Genomic DNA, 20149 nt, shown 5'->3' on the forward strand with positions numbered 1-20149 from the left:
GGGTTGCTTTTTACATCTACAGTAATAGATCCAGAAATACTACAACCTTCTTTATCTGTTACGGTAACTGAATATTTTCCAGCCGCATTGACCAGGATGGAATTGCTGGTACTTGTGTTTGACCAACTATAGGTAACAAAAGTATCAGCCACCATCAAACGTGTGCTTTCACCTGAACACAGGATGGTATCCCCTGTAATTAAGGGATTCGGTGCTTTTTTTTCAAAAATACGAATGTCGTCGGTTCCTTTACAGCCATCACTGGAAGTTACAGTTACACTATAGGTTCCAGCACCTACCGAAAGTAATGAAGCATTACGAGTACCATCTTGCCATAAATATGCAGCAAATCCTACGGGAGCTTGAACTGTGGTCAATGATCCTGGACACAAGACAGTGTCCGCCGTCAATCTGACCTGTGGCGCGGGAGTAACAATAATGACTACCGAATCGGAATGGACACAATTTCCTTCTTCAACAGTAAATTCGTAGACCAATCGACCGGAGAAATTGAGTGGGATGTCAACTATAGCATCGGTACGACCATTCGGCTTGATAAAGGTAGCTCCGGCTCCTTTAGCTCGCCAAATATAGGTTTCTCCGTTGTTGGTAAATGAAGCAGATCCCGTCAAATTGAGACTAGTGCCTGCACACACTGTTGTGTCGCTACTGGTGGTGAGTCGAACCAAGTCGCAGTTTGGATTGGCGATACAATTTAAGAAAGGGGCCGCAGGGCCATCCCAGTCAAAAATGTAATTTTTTACTTTTGTTGAATCAAAACCTCCATTTGGACAGAATCCTACAAAGAAGTCAATCAGCATAAAGAAGCCCTGGCCAGGTTGTACCACCATTGGTTTTATCCAACCATCAATACCTGGACCCAAAAAACTTTCTGTGGTATCAGGCTCTCCTGGCCTCATTCCTCCAACGATTGGCTGTCCTAGGGTGCTGGTTGGCGGTTGGTAAAAGGAACAACGCAATGGCACACCTAAACTATCACAATTGACATCGGCAGGGTATATTGCAAAATCAAAGTCCTGAATACAATTCTGTGTTACCCTATCGGTAATACTAAACCAAACTTGAGAACCAGGAGGCATGTCCTTACGAAATTCAAAATAAAACCAACTACTGATGTTTTCCCCTCTTTGCAAACAGCCTTGGCTGTTTTTGAGGTTGGCAAAATCATCAATACCACGTCCTAATGGCAAAAATGAAAAGGTGCTATCGCTACAAATCACTTTTGCGGTTCGACAATCGGTATTTGGCTTTTGTGCCTGAACATAAAACGAAAATAAGATGGGTAGGACCCAAATCGAGTTTTTGAGATAACGAATTCCCATGATTGCTTTTTTAGTTGCCCCTCAACTCCAAAGACAACGGTCTCTGAAGTGCCAGTGTTCCAAATAAACGACACCCGGGATAGGTGCAATTTACCAATCATATGTTCACAGGAATGCTAAGGCTGGAACGCAGACCTGAATGGATAAAATAGATGTCATTTTTTTTAAAGTAACGCAAAAAATGGCTAGACAGGTACGTGAGGGGACCGTACACAAACAAAAATAAAGTATATTTTTTAAACGAGAAGGGATTTTTAAAAAACTTGTCGCGTATGGTGCAACAGAAAAGGGTTCGCTACTGCGAACCCCCTTATTTTGCTACGGCTTCTGCCGTTGTAATGTTTTCATTTTTATAATCTCTTTCAATCAGCCCATCGCGCATGCGCACGATCCGATGAGCATGATCGGCAATATCGGGTTCGTGAGTGACCAGGATAATCGTATTACCTGCCTTGTGGATTTGTTCGAACAACACCATGATTTCATAAGAAGTCGCTGAGTCGAGGTTACCCGTAGGTTCATCGGCCAGGATGATCGAAGGGTCATTGACTAGTGCCCGCGCAATTGCTACCCTTTGTCGTTGCCCCCCTGAAAGTTCATTCGGGTTGTGATCCATACGATCAGCGAGCCCAACGGCTTCCAACATGGCTTTGGCCTTTTCCAGACGGGCATTTTTGCTAATGCCTGCATAGACTAAAGGTAGTGCAACATTTTCCAGAGCGGAAAGCCTTGGTAACAAGTTGAACGTTTGAAAAACGAAACCGATTTCCTTGTTGCGCACCTCTGCCAATTCAGCATCGGTCATAGAGCTCACATTGACGCTGTTGAGAAAGTAGTCGCCCCCGGTTGGGGTATCCAAACAGCCCAACACATTCATCAACGTTGATTTCCCGGAACCAGAAGGTCCCATCAGTGCAACATACTCATTTTTATAAATGTTCAGACTCACCGACTGAAGGGCATTCACCTGGGTTTCACCCATAATGTAGGTCTTCTTGAGCTCACGAAAAGAAATGATCGGTTCCATGTACAAAGGTTTGTGTTGTCTGTGCAAAACGCACTTTAAAATTGGGGCAAAAATAAGTGTTCATTTTTTTTGAGTCAAAGAATTAGACAAGACGCTTAAAATGAAACGCTTACTTATCTAATTCTTTGTCAAAATGAACATTTATTTTTTATCGCCCCTTAAAGATCAATGACCTTTGGCACCATAAAGAAAGTCCCGTCTTGTTGAGGCGCATTGGATAAGGCTTTTTCCCTTTCTACCTGGTTTTGCACCTGATCTTCGCGCCAGACGTTGACATCTTCGTTTAAATATACCAAAGGTTCTACGTCTTTGGTATCTAATTCCTGAAGCTTCTCCACCATAGTCAAAATATTGCTAAGGTCCTTTTGTAAGGATTCTCGTTCGGCATCAGAAAGTTCTAAACGGGCCAAATGTTCCAGTCTCGAAATTAAAGTTCCAGTGATCGTCATGATAAATTCTTAGATAAGTAGGCGATTTTGTTCGACAGCGGCAAAAATACACTTAATCCTTGCATTAATTTTCTAAACTTCTCCACGGATAATTCTTGCTGCTCAACAAAAAACGTATTTTAGCCGCGTCACAAAGTACAGGTATGACGCAAAAAATTACTTCCCGATTTTTTTGAGGCTTTTGAATAGAAAGCTCACTTGAAATGAACCTTTTGACTTCCTATTCAAAACCCAAATCGGGAAGTTAATTTTTCTGCGTTACTAGTTAGTTTAGATCAAAATATGAATCAGCAAGACCAAGTCTCCAAAATCAAACACGTGGCCATTGCCGGAAATATTGGCGCTGGGAAAACAACCCTCTGCACCCAATTAGGTAAAAGTTTTAATTGGGACATCCACTACGAATCCGCCGATGACAACCCTTATTTGGTTGATTTTTATAACGACATGAATCGCTGGTCTTTCAACCTGCAGATTTACTTTTTAAACAGTAGGTACCAGCAAATTTTATCCATCCTCAGTGGAGAAAAAACGGTCATTCAGGATCGTACCATTTACGAAGATGCCTATATTTTTGCCCGTAACTTGTACGACATGGGTCTGATGACCGGGCGGGATTACCACAATTACCTGGATTTGTTCGAAACCATGTCTTCTCAAATCCAGCCACCAGATCTGCTAATTTACCTGCGTGCCAGCATTCCAACACTCGTAGACCACATCCAGTTGCGGGGCAGGGACTATGAGGGTAGCATAAGCTTGGATTACCTGCGACGACTCAACGAAAAGTACGAAGCCTGGATTGAAACCTATAACCACGGCCGATTACTCATCATCAATGCCGATGACATTGATTTTGCCCGCAGCCAGGATGACTTGTCCAAGGTTGTGAATATGGTGCAAGGCGAGTTGCATGGGTTATTTTAATATCCAATGAAATATTTACTGGCAATCCTGTTTTCAGTCTTTATCTTGAGTAATGGAATCGCTCAAAAGGCCGCATTTGTGCTTGGGCATGTAGATACGCTCTATTCCAAAATCCTTCAGGAAAAAAGGGTTTTGAACATCTTTTTACCGAGTGATTATTCGCCGGATTCTGCTCATACTTACCCCGTGATTTACCTGCTCGATGGTGCTGCTGATGAAGATTTTATCCACATTGCCGGCCTAGTCCAATTTGCTAGTTTCCCTTGGGTTGAACATTTACCCCCCTCCATTTTAATCGGCATTGCCAATACCGATCGCAAGCGGGATTTTACTTATACCTCAGCCGATCGCTTCAAGTTTCCCCCAGAATTGGCGGCTTTTCAAAATGCCCACAAAAATGCCGGCGGATCTGGCCGTTTTATGGATTTTGTAGAAAATGAATTGCAACCCTATATCGATCAAGCATACAAGACCAATTCGGAAAAAACCTTAATCGGGCAGTCTTTGGCTGGGCTGATGGCTACTGAATTCCTGCTAAAAAGGCCACAGCTGTTTAGCAAATACATCATCATGAGCCCTAGTTTGTGGTGGGAACAATGAATCCTTGTTGCAGGTTCAACCCGCTCAACCCAGGCCCGGTACCAAGGTATATATTGCTGTGGGTAAAGAAGGCAAGATGATGGAAAACGATGCACACAAACTGGCCAAACTACTCCAAAAAAGTCAGAAATTCGGCAAGGTTTGGTTTGAGTTTTTACCCGAGGAAAACCATGGGACCATTTTGCATCCAGCGGTAGCCCATGCGTTCCAATTTTTTAATCGAAAGAAGAAAATTTCATAATTGGATTAAGCAAATATCCCTAATTTCATCAAAAGAATACAGTTGAAATGATAAGTAACCCTACTCCATCCGGCGATGTTTTTTGCGTATCTAGCAAAACTCCACTCATGGAAGGGTACTGCCATCAATGTGGAGAAAAACAGATTGATCCACAGCATGACTTCAACTTGTTCTATTATCTAAGAGAAACACTAGAGCAGTACAAAACAGCATCATTTGGCTTATGGGTTTAGACCTTAATTTCAAAACACGCTAATACCTGTATCCATGATCGCCAGAATGCTGTTCCTGCTTTGTTGTTTGTGTACTACCATTTCTATCTTCGCTCAACGCAATGTCATCCTGATCATTGCCGATGACCTGGGCAGTGATTATTGTGGGTTTTATGAAAACCATGTCGATACTGCAAAAATGCCCAATGTTCGGCGCTTATTGGCTCGGGGAGTGCGGTTTCGCAATGCCTGGTCCAATCCCCTTTGCTCTCCTACCCGTGCTGGCATACTAACGGGACGTTACAGTTTTCGGACTGGGGTAGGCACTGCGGTAGGCGGCACCTCTCCGGTACTGGATACCGCCGAGGTCACCATTCCAAAACTGTTGAACAAATATGCTCCAGGAGGCTACGCCAAAGCCAATATTGGCAAATGGCACTTACAAAATTCCGTACCAGCCAATTATTTATTGCCGAATAAAATGGGGTATGATCATTACGAAGGCAATTTGGCTGGAGGAGTAAACAGTTACACCAATTGGACCAAAGTAAAAAATGGCGTCGCCAACAATGTCACTACTTACGCCACCACCGAAACCACCAACAATGCCATCAGCTGGGTAAAAGCTCAGGGCAACAAACCCTATTTCCTGTGGTTGGCCTACAATGCTCCGCATACTCCACACCATTTGCCGCCCAGCAATTTACACTCATCCAGCAATTTAAGCGGAACTGCCGCACATATTACTGCGAACCCTGAGGCCTATTTTAAAGCTGCGGTGGAAGCACTCGATCACGAAATAGGTCGCCTTTTTGATAGCCTTCAGAAGCTCAATCAATGGGAAAATACTGACATCATTTTTATTGGCGACAATGGTGATGATGCCACCGTAGCCCAACGGGGAGGCGGAAATAAGGGCAGCATTGCCCAAGGAGGTGTGAGTGTACCCTTCATCATTGCCGGCCCTTCAGTAAGCAATCCGGGGCGGGTGAGTGATGCCTTGGTCAATGCCCAGGATTTATTCGCAACCATCCTCGAACTCCTGGGACACAACAATTGGGCCACCCAAATTCCAAGCAGCAAACCTGTGGACAGCAAGAGCATCGTGCCCATTCTAAAAAACCAAAGTAGCAATATCCGCGATTGGATTTTTACAGAAGTGTTCCGTAACCCCACGTTAGCTGCAGATGGCAAAGCCATGCGCAATCTGGAGTACAAGTTACTGGATTTGGACAATGGCACTCAGGCGTTTTACCACTTGGCCAGCGATCCTTACGAGACCAATGACCTACTGGAAAAGCCTCTGGATGCCATTGCCCAAAGCAACTACAATTCATTGTGTGCCGAAATGGGCAAACTGGTGGGAAAGAGTGAATTTTGCAGTTTGACTACCGCGACACAGGATCCCTTTGAGCAGGTAGACCCTCTGGAAATTTATCCCAATCCGGTTACAGGCTACCTTAACCTCAAAAACCCTGTTGCCGATGCCTCCTATCAAATCTGGAGCACTACCGGGCAAGTATTGTACCGCGGTACCAACATCAGCCGGGTGAACATGAGCAACTGGCCAGCTGGCATTTATTGCCTGGCAATAATTCAAGCGCAGCAAAAGCAGGTTGTATGGTTTGTAAAACAATGATTTACTCCACAATCACCACCTTTCTTGTCAACTGTTCGCCCTCACCAGTAATGCGCAAATAGTACACCCCAGGGGCCAAACGACCACCCTCATGTAGGGAAAAACCTGCCTGAAACTGGTCTACTTCCATTTTCCAAGATTTGAGTTTTGCCCCTTGCTGATTGATCAGTTCAAATTGCAGGGCGGGGTGGGTAGCGGGTAGCTCCAGCTTGATTTCGTTCGAGTTGCTGGAAATTGGGTTGGGATAAACCTTCACATTTTGCAAATTGGCCAAACCATCTCGTGTTGGTGTGCTGGTTTTACTAAAATATTGTTCCCCAAAGGCAAAAGCCGCTTTGCCGATTATTTCGCCAACCAAGCGTCCAGGGATATCATCCGCAGGCGGGTGGATGCCACCCCAGATGCGCGACAAGCTCGACTGATCTGAAGCATCTCGGTAAGTGGCCCATTGTAATACCACATCAACGCTCGGGCCTTCTTCAAACTTGAGGTATTCGTTCTTTTTGGCCACAAACTCACCCATACCTCCCGGGAAATAGGCATCACCAGTCAACATCGTCAGCACTTCCGCTCCTGCACGAGAAAAGGTAGAATGGCCGGAAATCAAGCCAGCAAATGGAGGAGAAACAAAAGTTGGTCGCTGGTAAGGCCACCATTCCTCTGCCAAAATCCAGCCGACCCCTGCGTAGGTCGTTTCAGGGTCAGGAATGTAATTGGGTCCGCGCCAGGCTTTCACTTTTACCTTCCCTAAATCACTTCCCTTTGCCCAAGTCAAGGTGTCTGCGGGTTGTACCGTTTCGATCAAGCCGGGAACCAACTGCATGCCTTGGGCAGAGTAGTACTTTAGCTTACTGTCACTAGCCTGGCCTTTGGTCGCCATGTACCGAATGGCGCTGATTGGCCGCACATAGTCGTACCAACCTTTGATGCCCCAGGCCGTTACCGCTGCATCATGTAAGGCACCACCCAGAATAAAATAGGTTTTGACATCCCATTCCAGCGGTTCCAGTATTGCGCCCTGGCCTCTAAACCTACGCTGGTGTGCAGGGTGGTCTGTTACATAATTGGCAATGGTAAACCAGTGACCTGGAGGCGTTTCCGACTCAGGTCCATCGGCCCAAAACTCGGCCAACACCCGGGTATAATCTCCCCGAGGCACCATTTGTGGCGCATAAGGTTTACCAGTACTGGGGTTAAGCTTATGCCCCGTTTGGGTTACACCTCCTTGAACTACTTTATAAAAAGCTTGGTATTCTTCAAATGTTTTGGGCAAGATTCCCGAATTGCCGATGGTGCCAGGCGAAATATCCCACATCACCCCGTCCTTGGGGTCTAAATGGGCAGACCAACAAGAGACCAAATCGAAATTCCATTGATAAGCAGCACTGGTACCACCTCCATCAGGGCTCAACTGGGGGGGAGTTCCGGGGTCGTGGTACACCCAATACTGGTTGTTGTTGCGGGTAAAAATGCTCAAATCCTGGCTTTTTAAAGAAAACGGCACCACCCTACCCCATTCAGGTGATAAAAAAAATGGGGTATTGACCGGAATAACATTCCCAGATTGATCAATAAAAACATCCAAGGAAAGAGGCTGCCAGCGATTGGGATTTTCCATGCTGTTGCCCGCAAACTTGGTTACCAAAGGGGAATTGACGGGTTTGTAAAAGGTATTGGCATAACTGTTCCGCTCATTGGAACCATCCTGAAGACCAAAGGCGATGAGTTGTTCAGCGATGTAATTGCCCAGTGCGGCAGCATGACCAGTGCTGTAATTGGTGGAGGTAAATTTGCCATCATAACCCAAGGCTACAAATAAACTATCAAAATGAGGTAAACTCTTGCTTGCGCCTGGTGAGCCCTTAAATCGGTGGATCAACAAACGGTACATAGCATAACTGATCGCTTCTTCTCTTGCTGCCTGGACATTAGCATGAGTTGGAATGCCGTTGAAAGGACAGGTATAAGTACCCAATTTTTTACCCAAAAAGAAGGTTTGGACTGCAGAGTCATAAGCTGCCCAGGCATCGTACATGGCCACTGAGGTATGAAAGAGATTGCGTGCATGAACTGTAGGGCGTGCAAAGTCGTTGCGAATGGCCAATAAAGTCGCTTCATTCCATTTCCGAGCAACTGAATGTTGGCCCATTGATTGATTGGCGAAACCAATGATTAAGCCAAAGAACAGGAAAAAGTGTAGAGTACCTTGTCGCATGGGAATCGTATTTTATCTTGCAGGCGAATTAACTTAAAAAAACCGAAATGATCCAAGAAATTACGCATAAGTACAAAAGCCAGTTTGTTTTGGTGTTTTGTTTATGCCTCAGCGCCCTTTTGCCCGCTCAAACTTTGCAGGTTATGACCTTTAATATCCGCTACAATACCACTCAGGATGGAGAAAACCAGTGGTCAAAACGCAAAGAAAACTTGGCCAGCATGTTGCCTTTTTACGAGGTGGATATTTGTGGCATGCAAGAAGCACTAGTCGGGCAAATCAGAGATGTAATCAACGCGCAACCACAATACACCTACCTCGGAGTAGGTCGGGATGATGGCAAAGAGGGCGGGGAATTTTCACCTATTTTGTACCGGAAAGATAAATTTGAGGTACTCAGCAGTGCTACATTCTGGTTAAGTGAAACACCAGATGCCCCCAGTAAAGGTTGGGATGCCAATTTGAATCGGATTGTTACCTGGGCAAAATTCAAGGATAAAAAAAGCAAAAAGGTCTTTTTTGTCTTCAATACACATTACGATCACATGGGTAAAATCGCAAGAAGGGAAAGCTCCAAATTGTTATTGGGTAAAATAAAAGAAATTGCCGGAAACATCCCCAGCATCATCACAGGTGATTTTAATGCTACCCCAGATGATGAGCCCATCAAGGTATTGGTGGATGAAAAAAACCTGGACAGGTTGACCGATACCGAAAAAATATCCGTAAGTCCTCACTTTGGTCCTTACAGCACTTTCAATGGATTTCAGGCTCAGGAGCAGGAAGGGCGGCACATCGACTATATTTTTATCAAAAATCCGGGTAAGTTCAAGGTACTCAAACATGCTACCTTGACCAACACCTGGGGGGGAAGGTTTGCTTCGGATCACCATGCGGTGTTGGTGGTGCTGGGCTTAAAATAATCAAAATGATGGCGCGGTACCGATCCGACACCCTACCGCGCCGTCCAGCCCCCATCCACAGTCACCATACTTCCCACCATATAACTGGCCGCATCACTGGCCAAAAAGATCGCTGCACCCTGAATTTCTTTCAACTCGGCCCAACGGCCCAGTGCCGTAGCCCCCACCACAAACTTTTTACCCTCTTCAGTATCTGCAATGGGCAAGTTCATTTCGGTTAAAAATGGCCCGGGGCATATTGCGTTGACCTTGATGTTGAAAGGAGCCATTTCTAGTCCCAGTGCACGGGTCATTTGCACCACGGCACCCTTGCTGGAGGTATAAGGTGTACGATTGGCAAGTCCAACCAAACCAAGGGTACTGGCCAGGTTGATGATGCTGCCCTTGCCTGCTTTTTTCATATGGGGAATCACGGCTTTGGCGCACAACCAGGTGCCTGTGACATTCACGTTCATCACCTGATTAAAATCTTCCAGGTTCAGTTCATCAATGGCGCCCCGAATATTGATCCCCGCACTGTTGATCAGGATGTCGATGCGTCCAAAGGTGTCGATGGCTTTTTGGGCCATGGCTTCGGTGTGGGCCTGGTTCGTCACATCTGCGGCGAAGGAAATAACTTGAACGGGAAAAGCCTGGGCCAGTTCAGCCGCAGCTTGTAGGCCTTCATTTTCCTTCCTGTTGACCAACATGATATTGGCTCCAGCGGAGGCCAGCGCTGCGGCCATAGCCAGCCCCAGGCCTTTGGAGCCTCCGGTGACAATAGCGGCCTTACCACTCAGGTCAAATAATTTTATGCCGGGTAATGATAGTAGTCCTTGATCCATAATAAAAACCCACTTTTGATTTAGCCTAAACCTAGTTTATTCTTGCTGTAGCTCAAACAATCGAGCACGTTTTTTTCCTCAAAAGCCAGCTTTTGTTCAAAATCCAGGTTTTTCACTCCGGGCAAAGTCCCCGGGTATTTTTTTGCCCGTACCAATTGAATGGTTTTCGCCAAATCCGTGGCTGGAGTTTGAGCAAAAGTTGCCCAGTAGCCCTCGCTGAAACAGGGTATTTGCAGTGGGTCCCTGGTAATCATTTCCAGGTTGAAATTGATGGTCGGGTTCGCTTTTCTGCACAGATCCAAAGCAGTCCGCAGGTCAATTACGCCGGAACCAAGCGGAACCTCCGACATCAAAAAACCTTGCTCGTATTCCGCCAGACCCACGTCCTTCACATGGGTGGAAAAAGCATAAGGAGCCAGGGCTTTAATCACTTCCATCGGGTCCTCCAGTAAAGAAATGTTGTTGCCAAAATCAAGGGTCACCCCTACCCAGGGACTAGAAAGGCCTTTGAGGATGGCGAGCAATTCCGCTGCTTTCCAGTCCTTGTGGTTTTCTACCGCCAGTTTGATCCGGTGCTTCTTTACGATGGGTTCAGCCCATTGCAGCGATTGGAGGGATTGTTTTTTGAAGATCGAAAAAGCTTCTGCACTATTGAAGGTCTCGTACCTGCGGCCATTCAAACACACAGTGCGGAGCACTTGCGCTCCAGCCTCTTTGGCAGCAAGCACTTCTTTTTCAAAAGTGGCCACATCATCTGCCGTTTTGGGAAGTCCAATGCTGCCTTCAAGGTATAGCCCCAATTTCTCGCGCCGATCCCGTACTTTTTTGGCAAAATCACTGGTCCAGTTGTTCAACGTAACCTGGACTCCACCGGCCCCTAGCTCGTGGCAATGTTCCAAAAGTTGGATGGCATCGGTAAACGCCGGAAAGGTTTTACTTTCGGTTTTGGCATTCCAGCGAATGGAATACGAATGGACGATGACGCCCATGGCAGATTCCTTGGTCATAGTGGATAAAAAGGATAAGGGTTGAGCAAAGACCAGAAGGCCCAAAGCAGAGGTATGTAAAAACTCCCGTCGTTGAAGACCAGTGTTTTGAGCGATCCGAGTATGCATGGGTTGAAGGTGTTTTTTCATAGTACTTATTTTTGTTCCACAGGTGTTTTTGCAATCGGCCATTTGGCTTTGACGTATTTGTCCAGGTCTGTTACGGTCCAGGGTATCACCCGACCTTGGGAAGTGTGGCGGGTGCTACCTACAGTGCTTGGGGTAACGGGTTTGGCCTGGTTGCCCCATTCATTGCGGATGTAGGTCAAGATAGCTGCTATATCTGCGTCGTCCATGACAGAGTGGGCGGGCATAACTGGCAAAATTTCGGGAGCTCCATATTTTTTGCCTTGCACCATTATGGGGCCTTCCAGGCCATGCAAAATGATCAGCGACAACCTTTTCTCATCCCCCAACACCCATTCAGAACCTACCATAGGTGGCCCAAAACGATCCATACCCCGTCCATTGGTCCCATGGCAACCTGCGCAGGTAGCCAGGTATTTTTGTCGGCCCAGTGCAAATTGTTTGCTGGCTTTTTCGTCCAAGGCGTTTTGTACAGCTAAAAATGTTTCTGGTTTAAAGCCAGGCCAGCTGAACATGTTTTTAAGGTTTGCTGCTGCGTTTGGCTCCAGAGGCAGGTCGGTTCTTTTCAATATATCGGCTTGGGCGAGCAGTGCAATGGGCGGTGCGCCTTTAAAATTGAGGGCAGCAATGGCCAGTGCATTTAGTACTACTTGTTCTTTTTTTGCAAAAGGTTTCCCTCGATTGTGCAACAAATTCAGCAACTGCATGAGCTCAGTAGGGTCTTTTTTTGCCGCAATGGCCGCAGTCAACATTTCCAAAAATATTTCCCGGGTTTGTTCCGGGCTTTGCCAGGCGGGGTTTTGCCAGAGTTTTTGCAAAAAATTCCATTCAAGGTCCTTCAAGCTGCTCATGACGGCATCCCGGAGGAGCGGCAAGTCGGCATATTGATCTATGATTGCTTCGTTGACCCTCAGATTTGCGTGAGAGCTCAGCATGTGAGCACTCAAGGCGCATTGCAAAGTTGTTTTTACTTTTCCTGCATTGGCCAATTCAAGTACTTTTGTGCCCAGTTTTTCCTGCAGTTGGGGATTTTGAGCGATTGATTTTTCCAAAAGTTGTAAAGCAGTAGTCTTGATCAGATCTTGAGGGTCGTCGAGCAGGGTCAACAACTGGGTTGCTTTGAGTTGCCCCAGCCCTTCCAAAGTCCACAAGGCGTGGAAGCGAGCCAGGGTAAAAGTTGATTGTTGGATCAATGTTTCCAGCATAGGTACAGCGGCCAGATCTGCTTTTTCCACCAACAAACGTTGAGCCATATCGCGCTGCCAGCCATCGGAATGAGACAAATGAGTTACTAAGGCAGCAGTACCCAGAGCGCTTAATTTCTCGACCTTTTTTGGGGTCCAGTTGTTCGGCACAATCCGCCAAATCCGCCCCAGGTGGATGGGCAAAACCAAATTCCGTTTGAGGGTCTGTTCCCTTAAATATGGCGTGACATAAGCTCCATGCTGAATCAGGCCACGGTACAGATCCGCTACATAAATTGCACCGTCGGGGCCAGTGGTTAAATTTACAGGTCGGCAACGTTCGTCGGTGGAAGCAAAAAACTCTCGACCTGGGTTAGGATCATAAGCATTAAGCAAGGCTCCGTTTTCCCGGACTACATTTCTTTTGATCAAATTCCCGGCGGGTTCACAAACGAGGACGTTGCCATAATACTCTTCAGGCAATGAAGTTGAACGAAGTACCAAAGGCGAACAGGCAGCAGTAAACTCCAATAATCGCCCCTTTTTACTCAAAGTACCAGGGATGTAACCCCGATTAACCGCTGGAGTTGACCGGATGGGAAACACCTTGCGATCGATGGTCAATCCGTGGTCGATGCCAGAGGAATGACGGTGGTGTGGATTCCGGGTAAGGCTATTGGCGGGCACCAAATCGGCATGCAATTGGGACCAGTTGTAATTGTAAAACAGGCGGCCTTGGTCGTCGTGACTCAGGCCCCATTGGCCTCTGAATTCGGTGCTGTCGCGTTTCCAGGTACCCTTAATGAGTCGATAACGCAGCCGGGACTTGACGTTGTAGTACCAGTTGTCGGTATTGAGCATCAGGCCATTGTCGGAGTGCTCGGGCAGGCCATTCCTGGCATAGGTAGAGTCCAGCAAAATTTGAGAGTCAGCTTTTAGGTCTCCATCCAAATCCTGGGTAAGCCAAAGCGCTTTGCTGTGTGCAACTAGGGCTCCCCCTTTGATCAAGCCCAAAGACCTGGGCATTACCAGGCTGTCGAGGTAGAGGGTGCTTTTGTCCATCGTTCCATCTCCATTGGTATCCTCCAAAATGGAGATGCGGCCAGAGGGTAAGGTTTCGCCTTTACCATCGATATCGGGCATAAAGCCGCGCATTTCCACTACCCATAAGCGACCATCAGCATCAAAATTCAGGGCGACGGGTTCCTGTACCATGGGCTCGGCGGCGACCAATTGTACTTTGAAGCCGGGTTCTACTTGGAAGGTGGCGAGTTCTTCGGAGGGGGATTTGGCTGGGGAGGGGTCTGCATATAATCCATACCTTAACTCTTTTCCTAGGATGAAAAAGAGCAAAATGATGAAACAGAAGGAAAAACGGAGAAAGAACATAAACTTGCGCCTATACTAAGTTTGTTGAAGGAAAAATTTCTTTCGTAGCGAAGTTTACTATTTTATTTGAGAAAAAATAAAAAAAGCCGAATAAAGTAAAGACTAAAGTGTGTCAGACAGATAGAAGTCGGTGAATGCCCATCACCTGAGGAATCAGCGCCTGCTCCCCATCATTATAAATCACGAAATCGGCCAAATTGACTTTTTCCGCTTCAGGCATTTGTTTGGAGATGCGGGCTTCTACATCCTCTCGCTGGGCACCGTCGCGGGCCATCACCCGTTCGATGCGCAATTGAAGAGGGGCAGTAACTACGATAATTTTGTCTAAACTGCGATAGGAACCACTTTCATAAAGCAATGCTGCTTCTTTGAGGGTGTATGGTACATCGTGTTGAGCAGCCTGCCACTCCAGGCCATCCCGGCCTACTGCAGGGTGTACCAGGGCATTGAGTTGAGCGAGTTTATCCTTGTCGTTGAAAGCCACCTGAGCGATGTGTGCGCGGTTGAGCACTTGTGGTTCCAGGTAGGCTTCCTGGCCAAATAATTCAATGATTCCTGCAATCAAATCAGGGTCATGGCTCATCAGGTACTTAGCCCGATCATCGGCGTAATAGATGGGAATACCGAGGGTTTCAAAAATTTTACAAACGGTGGTTTTTCCGCTTCCAATGCCGCCAGTAATGCCGAGATGTTGCATGAAGGAAACTTACTTGAAAACTTGATCTAAAGGTAAATTGATGTCCAGGACGCTGTCTGTCAGCACTTCGTTTTTTCGGAAAATCTGATAGCTGTCTGGTGTTGAAAACACGTAGATGTTACCCAAGGTAGGTAAAACCAGCCAACAAGATTTTACGCCGTGTTCGAAATACTTGTCGGCTTTGATGACTAAGTCGTTAAGGCTTTGGGAAGGGGATATGATTTCAATGACGCCTAAGGGTGGTTCGGTGACTGCTGTAACATCATTTTTGAGATCCATACTTTTTTTAGGCAAAAAAGAAAGATCGGGTACAGAAGGCCAGTCTGTCAAGTCGAGACTTAATTCCGAAGCGATGCTGTATTTTTGGCGATAAGCTGCCAATTCCATAATCAGGTTTGACTGAATTAGGCTGTGATTCAGAGAGGGCATAGGTTTGTTTCTTTCAATTTCGTATTCGGACAATGCTACCTCTGGTGTCATAATTTTTTCTTTTATCCAAAAATAGACTTTTTTTTTGATTGTCAAAAATATTTTTCAACTTTGTTTTAAATTCAAAAACAGCCCACAAATCAAAACAAGAAATTTGCTCTTATGGCCAAATTCAGAAGAAGTCACACACCTCAAGGCTCAAAAGGTAACACAGCGGCACGCGTCGGACTTTTTGCAGCCGTCATTACGGGGCTCATTGCTGTTTACAATTGGTTCTCCAATTCTCCTGCTACTTTACCCACAGACGAGACCAAAATGGAGGAAGTAGTCACCCCTGTGGACGAGGTTGACGATCAGGAATTTTACCTGCCGACATCCAGCACCGGAGCCATTGTTGCGCACAAATATTACACCCTGTCCTACAACGAACGCCACGAACAAGCCGAATGGGTGGCCTATGTCCTCACCCGGGAACGCCTGCAAATGGAATGGCAGGATCGTCCTGATCTGTTTGAAGCTGATCCCAAAGTGCGTAGCGGATCGGCTACTTTAAGCGATTATCGCGGCTCTGGGTACGACCGGGGGCACCTGGTACCTGCGGCCGATATGGCCTTCAACACTACGGCCATTACTGAAACATTTTACCTCAGCAACATCAGTCCACAAGCCCGCGATTTTAACAAAGGCATTTGGAAAGAATTAGAGGAATTGACCCGGGATTGGGCCATCAAGTTCAAAAAACTCTATGTGGTCACCGGACCGATCCTGAAAGATGGTGGAAAAGGCACAATTGGCAATAATGAAGTGACCGTTCCTAGCGCATTTTATAAAGTTTTACTAGATTTATCCGAGCCAGATCAAAAGGCGATCGCTTTTATCGTTCCCAATGAAGTGAGTTATGATCCACTGTTCAAATATGCTGTGAGCATTGACGAGGTGGAAAAACAAACCGGCATCAATTTTTTCCCAAAACTCATGACTCGTGAATTGGAACGCGAACTGGAAAGTAAATTCAACCGCGATTTTTGGCCGTTTAGCAAAAAAAAGTTTGATTTGCGGGTGAATAAGTGGAATAAAGAATAAAAGAGCTATGTCTAAAAAAGAAAAATTCATCGAGGAAGTTACCCAGGGCTATACCTTCAAAGGGGCTTCGATTGCTTTGGGCGGTGCAGTTTTGGATGGCGAGTCTATTCCAGGACTGACCATCAGCGCTCCTTTGCGCATGTTCAACCGCCACGGCTTAATCAGTGGAGCAACCGGTACGGGTAAAACCAAAAGTTTGCAGGTATTGGCCGAGCAGCTTTCTGAAAATGGCGTTCCTGTGTTATTGATGGACATCAAGGGCGACCTCAGCGGTATTGCGATGCCCGGTGAAGTGAACCCTAAAATTGAAGACCGGCATAAAAAAATCGGCATCCCCTTTAAAACAGAAGGGAATCCGGTTGAATTTTATACGCTTTCCCAGGAAAAAGGAGCTCGTTTGCGGGCAACGGTAACCGAATTCGGACCAGTTTTGTTTTCGCGCCTGATGGAAATGTCTGATGCCCAATCAGGAATCCTGTCGGTGATTTTTCAATATTGTGATGACAAAAATATTCCCTTGCTCGATCTGGAAGATTTGCGCAAAGTGATTCAATGGATCACAGGAGAGGGCAAAGCTGAGATTGAAGAGCGTTACGGCACGATGAATACCGTTTCGGCTGGTAATATCCTGCGCAAGGTAGTGGAGCTGGAGCAACAAAAAGCTGATGTGTTTTTTGGTGAACCCTCCTTTGAAGTGGACGACCTTTGTCGCAAAGATGCCAATGGCCACGGAGCGGTCAACATTGTGCGTTTGACCGATATCCAGGATCGCCCTAAGTTGTTTTCCACCTTCATGATCCAGTTGTTGGCAGAAATTTACAGCACTTTCCCCGAAAAAGGTGACCCGGAAAAACCAGAGTTGGTTATTTTCATCGATGAGGCACACCTGGTATTCAATGAAGCGCCTGATGCTTTGCTGGATCAAATCGAAGTGATCATTAAGTTGATTCGTTCTAAAGGAGTTGGGGTGTTTTTCATTACTCAAAATCCCATTGACGTGCCCGACATCGTATTGAGTCAATTGGGAATGAAAATTCAACACTCATTGCGGGCCTTTACAGCCAAAGACCGCAAAGCCATCAAGCTGGCAGCGGAGAACTTCCCAATCAGCGAGTATTACCAGGTGGACGAAGTATTGACCCAATTGGGAACCGGGGAAGCCCTGGTTACCGTACTCAACGATAAGGGTATCCCCACTCCCCTAGCCTATACGCTGATGCGTGCACCCCAATCGCGGATGGATGTATTGACGGACGGGGAGATTGACCGCATTGTAATGCGTTCTTCCTTGGTAGCTAAATACGATGAAGTGGTTGACCGGGAAAGTGCAGCAGAAATTTTGCAGCGCAAAATGGATGCAGTTCGGGAAGTAGAGGTCCAGGAAGCTCGGCGGGAAGAATTGGAAAAAGCGACCAAGGAATCCAGCCGAACCAAACGAGGAGAACGTAGTTTTGTAGAGGACATTTTGAGAAGCCCAACTACCAAACAGATTGCTGGGACTTTGACCAGGGAATTGACAAGAGGATTACTATCGGTTTTGGGATTCAAAAAGAGACGGTAGCCTGTTTGTTTTCTCTAATGGCATAATAAAGAAAGCCCCAGAGCATTAAAAAATGCTCTGGGGCTTTTCAAATTAACAACATCAATATCACTTATTTAACAAAATCATCTTCTTCGTCGCAGTAAAATCTGCGGTTTCTAAGGTGTAATACAGCACTCCGCTGCTGCGCAACTGTCCGTGTTTGAGGGTGATCTGATTCTCGCCTTTGGCATAGTTGCCTTCCAGGCGATACAACAAAGCACCTTTTACATCGCGCACAATCAAAGTAGCAGCACTGGCCTTGGGCAAGTAAAAACCAACGGTTGTTTCTTCCACGAATGGGTTGGGCGTGTTTTGATGCAAAGCCGCCAATTCTAGCTGGGCTCCTTTAAGCTCCAAATGTACATCCATCAGTTCATCATCTTTGCCATACGCTTCTTTTGGCGTCAACTGACTGTTGATTTTCAGTACCTTACTCAAAGGCAAATCAGCCTCAGCTTTCAAGTGCAAGGTAAACAGTAATGACTCAGCAGTTGTGCTGGAAAGAGGGGCACCAAGTGGCGCCCCAACGTAAGACGATGTAATTTCGCCTGACCGGGGGAAATAACCAAAATGGTCGGCCTTCATCACACCATTGTATTCGATGTTCTCAAGTTGAGCTACACTTGGCTCAACTTGTAGTGTAAATTGGAATCCTTGTACACTCGCAAGGTCTTTAGCACTGATACTTACAGCATAATGTTGACCAGCTTTCAGTTCCTGCTCTTCCGTTTGCAATTGCAGCACTTTGGTGCTACGCACTTCCACGTTTGTTGTACTGCTAACCTGAGCGTTTCCATTGATATCGCCCATTTTGATGGCGATGAAATTGGCCTGAACTTTACCTGCTAGATCATTGACGTTTACAACCTCTGGGAAGGCTTCAACCCAAGGATTGCTTGGATCAGGGAATTTGTAAGCCGCATCCACAAAACGCCAGCTAGGTACGTTGCTGAACCGCTCATCAATGTTGAGGATAAGCTTACGAATCTGGATCATATCCAGGGTAGAAATCGACTTGGAATTGTTCACATCTGCAGCGATCAAACGGTATGGATTAGCGATCGTTTGTACACCAAGAATGTGTTTTTGCAATTGTACCAGGTCAAATGTTGATACCCCGTTGAGGTGATCTTTGTCCAGTTGAGCAGTTAGGGTAAAGTCACTTCCTGCAGGCAATTTTGGAAAATTGAACAAGCCATTGCTTGTGGTGCTCTGGTTCATTTGCGCATCTCCACTGACATCGATTTTCACCCCTAAAACAGGTTCTGCCTCATCTGTAGCAACCAAGCCACTGATCTCTCCGGTCACAACGTTACCTGGATCAGGACAAACCTTACGATTATCTTGAACTTCCACAAAAGTGACACAGAAATCGTGGTTTCCTAACTCATCCCATGCGTGCAACTCGACCAAAATTACTTTACCAGCGTCGGCACAGCTCAAGTTTAGCCCAGTTTGAGTAGCGATTACAGGCTCACCTACACGGTTCAGTGAGTACTTGGTCACCAGTTTCAAACCATCCTTGATTTCTGGACCCTGACCATTACAATCGTAAATCTTCGAAGCAACGAAGTCAGAAGCCCAGACTGCCATCATCCCACCATTGTTGCCGTCAGGCATCAATTCAGTACTCAAGCCATTAATACAGATTGGAGCTGGTGCTTTGCAGTCCTTCACAACGAAAGGAATACGGGTTGGTACACTCAGGTTGCCACACTCATCCCGACCAACGACAATCAGGTCGTGGGTACCTTCGGGAAGGTTACTTACCGTAATTTCGTATTGCCCGTTGCCCAGGTCTTTGCTACTCCAACTTGGGGTGCTGTAAGTGATCATCTTGCCAGCATCAAGCGTTTGGAAAGGCGCAATCATCAGTTGTTGACGTTCCAATTCTACTTTATTGGTACAATTGTCTTTGATCGTCACCATCTTGGTGATGTTCGCCGTACAAGCCGAAGGGCTCGTGCAGAAAGTATCGCGGATACCCGTTACAACAGGCCGCTCACTGTCATACACCTTGATGATCTGGGTGTACATGAAGCTGTGGTAGTATTCTTTTGGAATATCTTCGCCCTGGCAGTAAGGTGCATAGTTGTTCGGGCCAGGAAGTAGCGTTGAGTTGTAACCTGTCCCATCGTCATTTCCGTTGCGATCCAGATCAGCTACCAAATGGTAGTCACCACTCTTCTTGTCTGAGCTCAACTTTTCGTTGGGAACCAGGTTCTTCGACAGGTAGAATTCTTCGTCGCCAT

16 protein-coding genes are annotated in these 20149 nt (G+C 46.4%); 6 read left to right on the forward strand and 10 right to left on the reverse strand.

The window, feature by feature from the left end; genetic code table 11:
• The 3 genes from SFV55_RS16965 to gatC all read right to left on the reverse strand — a co-directional run.
• Nucleotides 1-1343: hypothetical protein (locus tag SFV55_RS16965; RefSeq protein WP_320030720.1), on the reverse strand; the 1343-nt coding region annotated here is incomplete at its 3' end.
• A gap of 310 nt (nucleotides 1344-1653) precedes the next feature.
• The gene (locus SFV55_RS16970) at nucleotides 1654-2370 is read right to left on the reverse strand and encodes an ABC transporter ATP-binding protein (protein WP_320030721.1); all 717 of its coding nucleotides are present in this window, start codon (nucleotides 2368-2370) and stop codon (nucleotides 1654-1656) included.
• A gap of 158 nt (nucleotides 2371-2528) precedes the next feature.
• Nucleotides 2529-2819: an Asp-tRNA(Asn)/Glu-tRNA(Gln) amidotransferase subunit GatC gene (gene gatC, locus SFV55_RS16975; protein WP_320030722.1), complete on the reverse strand. Its 291-nt coding sequence runs from the start codon at nucleotides 2817-2819 to the stop codon at nucleotides 2529-2531.
• Between the two features lie 282 nt (nucleotides 2820-3101).
• Here gatC and SFV55_RS16980 point away from each other — a divergent pair, with 282 nt between their 5' ends.
• The 3 genes from SFV55_RS16980 (at nucleotide 3102) to SFV55_RS16990 (ending at nucleotide 6438) form a co-directional block, all read left to right on the forward strand.
• Entirely contained in the window at nucleotides 3102-3746 is a 645-nt protein-coding gene (locus tag SFV55_RS16980) for a deoxynucleoside kinase (protein WP_320030723.1), read from the forward strand.
• A 6-nt stretch (nucleotides 3747-3752) separates the two neighbouring features.
• Nucleotides 3753-4346 (forward strand): alpha/beta hydrolase, encoded by a 594-nt coding sequence (locus SFV55_RS16985; protein ID WP_320030724.1) that lies wholly within the window; start codon nucleotides 3753-3755, stop codon nucleotides 4344-4346.
• Between the two features lie 508 nt (nucleotides 4347-4854).
• Complete coding sequence (locus tag SFV55_RS16990) at nucleotides 4855-6438, forward strand: sulfatase-like hydrolase/transferase (protein WP_320030725.1); 1584 nt, start codon at nucleotides 4855-4857, stop codon at nucleotides 6436-6438.
• A 1-nt stretch (nucleotide 6439) separates the two neighbouring features.
• Here SFV55_RS16990 and SFV55_RS16995 read toward each other — a convergent pair whose 3' ends face one another.
• Nucleotides 6440-8653, reverse strand: coding sequence for a DUF6851 domain-containing protein (locus SFV55_RS16995; RefSeq protein WP_320030726.1), 2214 nt, complete (start codon nucleotides 8651-8653; stop codon nucleotides 6440-6442).
• 47 nt (nucleotides 8654-8700) lie between these two features.
• Here SFV55_RS16995 and SFV55_RS17000 point away from each other — a divergent pair, with 47 nt between their 5' ends.
• Entirely contained in the window at nucleotides 8701-9576 is an 876-nt protein-coding gene (locus SFV55_RS17000) for an endonuclease/exonuclease/phosphatase family protein (protein ID WP_320030727.1), read from the forward strand.
• A gap of 32 nt (nucleotides 9577-9608) precedes the next feature.
• Here SFV55_RS17000 and SFV55_RS17005 read toward each other — a convergent pair whose 3' ends face one another.
• From SFV55_RS17005 to SFV55_RS17025, 5 genes are all read right to left on the reverse strand, one after another.
• The gene (locus tag SFV55_RS17005; RefSeq protein WP_320030728.1) at nucleotides 9609-10400 is read right to left on the reverse strand and encodes a glucose 1-dehydrogenase; all 792 of its coding nucleotides are present in this window, start codon (nucleotides 10398-10400) and stop codon (nucleotides 9609-9611) included.
• Nucleotides 10401-10420: 20 nt separating this feature from the next.
• Nucleotides 10421-11536, reverse strand: coding sequence for a sugar phosphate isomerase/epimerase family protein (locus SFV55_RS17010; RefSeq protein WP_320030729.1), 1116 nt, complete (start codon nucleotides 11534-11536; stop codon nucleotides 10421-10423).
• Between the two features lie 5 nt (nucleotides 11537-11541).
• Nucleotides 11542-14106 carry a c-type cytochrome gene (locus SFV55_RS17015; RefSeq protein ID WP_320030730.1) on the reverse strand — a complete coding sequence of 855 codons (2565 nt, stop codon included), beginning with the start codon at nucleotides 14104-14106 and terminating at the stop codon, nucleotides 11542-11544.
• 112 nt (nucleotides 14107-14218) lie between these two features.
• The gene (gene coaE / locus SFV55_RS17020; protein WP_320030731.1) at nucleotides 14219-14803 is read right to left on the reverse strand and encodes a dephospho-CoA kinase; all 585 of its coding nucleotides are present in this window, start codon (nucleotides 14801-14803) and stop codon (nucleotides 14219-14221) included.
• 9 nt (nucleotides 14804-14812) lie between these two features.
• Nucleotides 14813-15283 carry a Uma2 family endonuclease gene (locus SFV55_RS17025; RefSeq protein WP_320030732.1) on the reverse strand — a complete coding sequence of 157 codons (471 nt, stop codon included), beginning with the start codon at nucleotides 15281-15283 and terminating at the stop codon, nucleotides 14813-14815.
• Between the two features lie 111 nt (nucleotides 15284-15394).
• Between SFV55_RS17025 and SFV55_RS17030 the strand changes: the two genes are divergently transcribed.
• The gene (locus SFV55_RS17030) at nucleotides 15395-16315 is read left to right on the forward strand and encodes a DNA/RNA non-specific endonuclease (RefSeq protein WP_320030733.1); all 921 of its coding nucleotides are present in this window, start codon (nucleotides 15395-15397) and stop codon (nucleotides 16313-16315) included.
• A 7-nt stretch (nucleotides 16316-16322) separates the two neighbouring features.
• On the forward strand, nucleotides 16323-17876 hold the full coding sequence (locus tag SFV55_RS17035; RefSeq protein ID WP_320030734.1) for a helicase HerA-like domain-containing protein: 1554 nt from the start codon (nucleotides 16323-16325) through the stop codon (nucleotides 17874-17876).
• Between the two features lie 87 nt (nucleotides 17877-17963).
• Here SFV55_RS17035 and SFV55_RS17040 read toward each other — a convergent pair.
• On the reverse strand, nucleotides 17964-20149 hold a 2186-nt coding region (locus tag SFV55_RS17040; protein WP_320030735.1), incomplete at its 5' end, for a T9SS type A sorting domain-containing protein.

The sequence above is a fragment of the Haliscomenobacter sp. genome (assembly GCF_033763495.1).
Lineage (GTDB): Bacteria > Bacteroidota > Bacteroidia > Chitinophagales > Saprospiraceae > Haliscomenobacter.